We start from the raw sequence: 3,374 nt of genomic DNA, 5'->3' as shown, positions 1-3,374 counted from the left end.
GTCGTCGGTTGTCGCTGCCAAGGCAAGGCTTGTGAGTTGTCCGTAGACCGTTGGGAGCGACATCGTATGCTCGGTCTTGAGGATCTGTTCCTGAAGCCGCTTCAATGCTGGCTCGGCGTGACGAGTGAGGGTCTGGACAGCATCGGTCAGCGTCTCGAGCAGGGCTCGCGTGTCGCCGGCCAGACGGTGCTCTTCAGCGTGCGCCATGAGCCACCCAAGAAACTGCAGATAGAGGGCGACATGGTCGGCCGCATCCTTGAAATGCTGCGCATCGCGCTCGAGGCCATACTTCAGGTACAGGCTCTCGATCGTCTGGCAAGTGCTGCCCATCATCGCGCCGTCGAGATAGAAACCTAGATTGGGCAGCGCCGGCGCCGGCGGGGCCAGGAAAAGTCGGCTGTAGGTGGTCAGCAATTGCTCCGCGCTGTCGAGCGATTCGATCGTACGCTTGAGTGCGACTGCGGGTTCGGGGTTGCCCCCGAGTGCGTGCTGAAGTTCTAGCAGATCGGCAGCAAGGTGACTGCAGATTGCTTCGCGGGCACTCTCGGCCCTGGGTGGCAGGAAGGCGCGAGCGAGGCAGAGCAGGCGTTCGGCGCGTTCGGTCAGCATGAGTGGCGGGAGTGTCATCGATTTGTCCGGTTTTCGACAGAAAGGCCACGGCACATATGGGAGTGTGCCGTGGCGTGCAGCGAGCGTCAGGCGCTGGCCGTGACGCCCGCACCTGGCGCCGGACTGGCCACTGTGGCCGGCGGTTCGGCGGAGAGGTTCATCATGCGCTCACCGAGCACATAGAGCGTGAAGAGCAGCGCCGAACCCATGATCGTCAGACTCCACTCGGTGGCCGATGGCGTGTACTGGATGAGATTCCATTCCCAGGTGCCTTTGAACAGCGGCACGACCTGGCCACCGACGACGAAAAAGAAGCGCTCCGCGAACAGCCCGCCGAACACCAGAATCGACACCAGCACCTGAGTCGAGGCGTTGTTGCGCAGGTTCACCATCATCATCAAGACGAAGGGCAGAACAATACCGAGCCATAGCGAGGCCTGATAGGTGCTCGACGCGAACAGGTAATCACGCCAGACGACGTAGATCTCGGGGTTGTTGGTGTAGAGACCGGTGATTGCACGAACCGCGATGAAGAGCAGGGTGCCGCCAAGCACGGCCGCGAACAGCTTTGGCAACGATCCCTCCAACAGGCGTTGCAGCGTCGACGACATGTTTTCGCGACTGAAGCCATGGGCCAGGTAGATGAAGAACACCAGCGCCGCGAGGCCGCTTGCGACCGCAGTCAGATAGAAATAGATCGGCAGCAGGCCGTCGAACCAGAAAGGCCGCATGCTCATCATGCCGAAAATCAGTGCGAGGTTGCCACTGGCGAGCAGCACGGCCAGGAAGGAGCCGATGCCGACCTGTTTGCTGGTCTTGCTGTCCCACTCACCCTTTTCGAGTGTCTGCAGTTTCCACAACAGAAAGATGAGATCGGCGACGTAGAACACACCCATCCAGAACATGGCCGACTGGATCTGCATGTTGAATGGGATTACCCACAACATGCGGAACACGTGGCCCAGTTCCATGGCAAGCACCGCCATCCCGGACACCAGGATGACGAAGGCGAGGAAAATCGCACGCTTGACCACCGGATAGAACTGCTTGAAGCCGAACACCAGGGGCAGCGACGCGATCATGCCCAGGCCGGACGAAGCCAGCGCAAAGTAGAGATAGGTTGCGATCGGTTGCCCCCAGGGGAGCGTCGAAGACGTGTTGAACGACGCGTGCCCCTGGCTGGACAGGTTCATGAACGCATAGCCGAAGGAGACGACCAGTACGATGGCCGACAGGACCAGCAGGCCGAGGCCGGCCGGCCCTTTGAGTATGTTTTGCTGATTCATTTTTCAGTGTCTCCTCAGGAACGCGGCTTGGGTTCGAAGGCCGGTACGCCGGCACCCGCACCGAGGTAATAGACCTGCGGCTTGTTGCCGGTGTGGTCCTTGAGCCGTACGCCGTGCTTGTCGCCGATGAGCTGGTTGACCTGGCTCGTCGGGTTGTCGAGGTCGCCAAAGAAGCGGGCCTTGGGCGGGCAGGTGCGCACGCAGGCGGGCACGTATTCCTTCATCTCGGGAACGTCTTCGTCCAGATCGACCGCCCCGGCCGGTGCCTTGCTGACCTTGTGGTAGCAGAAGGTGCATTTCGACACCACGCCCGGCGGCTGCACGCCGATGCCGCGCTTCCAGTCCTGGTCCGGATTCTGGTAGGGCGGACTCCACATCTGCCCATCTGCGCCCGGGAAGATCTCGCGCAAGTCGGGCTCCAGCAAGGGTTTCTCGTCGGCATAAAAGCGCACGCCGTAGGGGCAGGCGATCATGCAGTACTTGCAGCCGATGCACTTGTCCCAATCGACGAACACGATGCCACCGGCATCCATATCCTTGTAGGTCGCCCGGGTGGGGCACACATGCACACACGAAGGGTTTTCGCACTGCATGCAGGGGCGCGGCAGCCACTTCATCTGCGCGCTCGGGTAGGTGCCCTCGTGGTAATAGAGCACGTCCTGCCAGCTCTCGCCGGGCAGGGTGTTGTTTTCCATTGCGCATGCCGTCGTACAGGCCTGACAGCCGGTGCACTTGTCCAGGTCGATGACCATTCCCCACTTTGCCATTGTCTTAAGCTCCTCTCGTTCTCAGGGGTCAGGCCCGTTCCACGGTGACCTTGCCGGTGTAATAGCAGGCCAGGCCGGAAATCGGATCGGACACGTTCTCGGTGAGTTCGCCCGAATGCCCGGGCAGTCGTCCCTGCGCCCAGCGACCTTGCGCCCAGTGTCCGTGCTCCATTGGCATGACCAGGGTGTCGGGGCGGTGCGCTGGCATGTAGCGACAGTAGGCCTCGATGGTGCCCAGGTTCGAACGGATGCGAACCTTGTCACCATTCCGGATGTTGCGCGCACGGGCGGTATCGGGGTGGATCTCCAGATACACCGTATTACGTCCACCCACTATCGGTTGTTGGTTGGCGATCGCATGCGGAATGTTTCCAGAGCGCCCCTCGGCATGCAGCGGTGTCTTGGGCGTGACGAAGTACAGGTCTCCCTGGCCGGTATGCTTGGGTTCCACCCACTGGATCAGACCGGCCCGTGCGGCTGGAATGCCCAGTTCCCGTTGCACGTAGTCGGCGTGCTGCTCGAGGCGGCCCGACTTGAATTCAAACTTGCCGGAAGGCGTCTTGATGAGCTTGGTCTTCACGTCCTCCGGCGTCATCAGGGTGTTGTAGCCGCGACCGTCCCATTCGTAGAACTCGCCACGGAACTGGCGCCAGTGATAGGGTTTCTTGAACCAGACACCCTTTTCCTTCCAGCTTTCGAAGCTGTTCACACC

General features: G+C 61.1%; 4 protein-coding genes. All 4 read right to left on the bottom strand.

The genetic code is table 11. The features are described from left to right. The coding region (locus GPA21_RS19605; RefSeq protein WP_168989754.1) for a molecular chaperone TorD family protein at positions 1–627 on the bottom strand (627 nt) is incomplete at its 3' end. 68 nt (positions 628–695) lie between these two features. After that, positions 696–1,895, bottom strand: a complete 1,200-nt coding sequence (gene nrfD, locus GPA21_RS19600; protein ID WP_168989753.1) for an NrfD/PsrC family molybdoenzyme membrane anchor subunit — start codon at positions 1,893–1,895, stop codon at positions 696–698. Between the two features lie 14 nt (positions 1,896–1,909). After that, complete coding sequence (locus GPA21_RS19595) at positions 1,910–2,662, bottom strand: 4Fe-4S dicluster domain-containing protein (RefSeq protein WP_211163721.1); 753 nt, start codon at positions 2,660–2,662, stop codon at positions 1,910–1,912. Between the two features lie 28 nt (positions 2,663–2,690). Beyond that, positions 2,691–3,374 (bottom strand): molybdopterin dinucleotide binding domain-containing protein (locus tag GPA21_RS19590; protein WP_211163720.1); only part of this gene is annotated, 684 nt, incomplete at its 5' end.

It is taken from the genome of Azoarcus taiwanensis (assembly GCF_012910885.1).
In the GTDB taxonomy this organism is placed as follows: Bacteria; Pseudomonadota; Gammaproteobacteria; order Burkholderiales; family Rhodocyclaceae; genus Azoarcus_F; species Azoarcus_F taiwanensis.
Note: the sequence above shows the minus strand (reverse complement) of the source record. Positions and strands in the feature narration are given on the sequence as shown.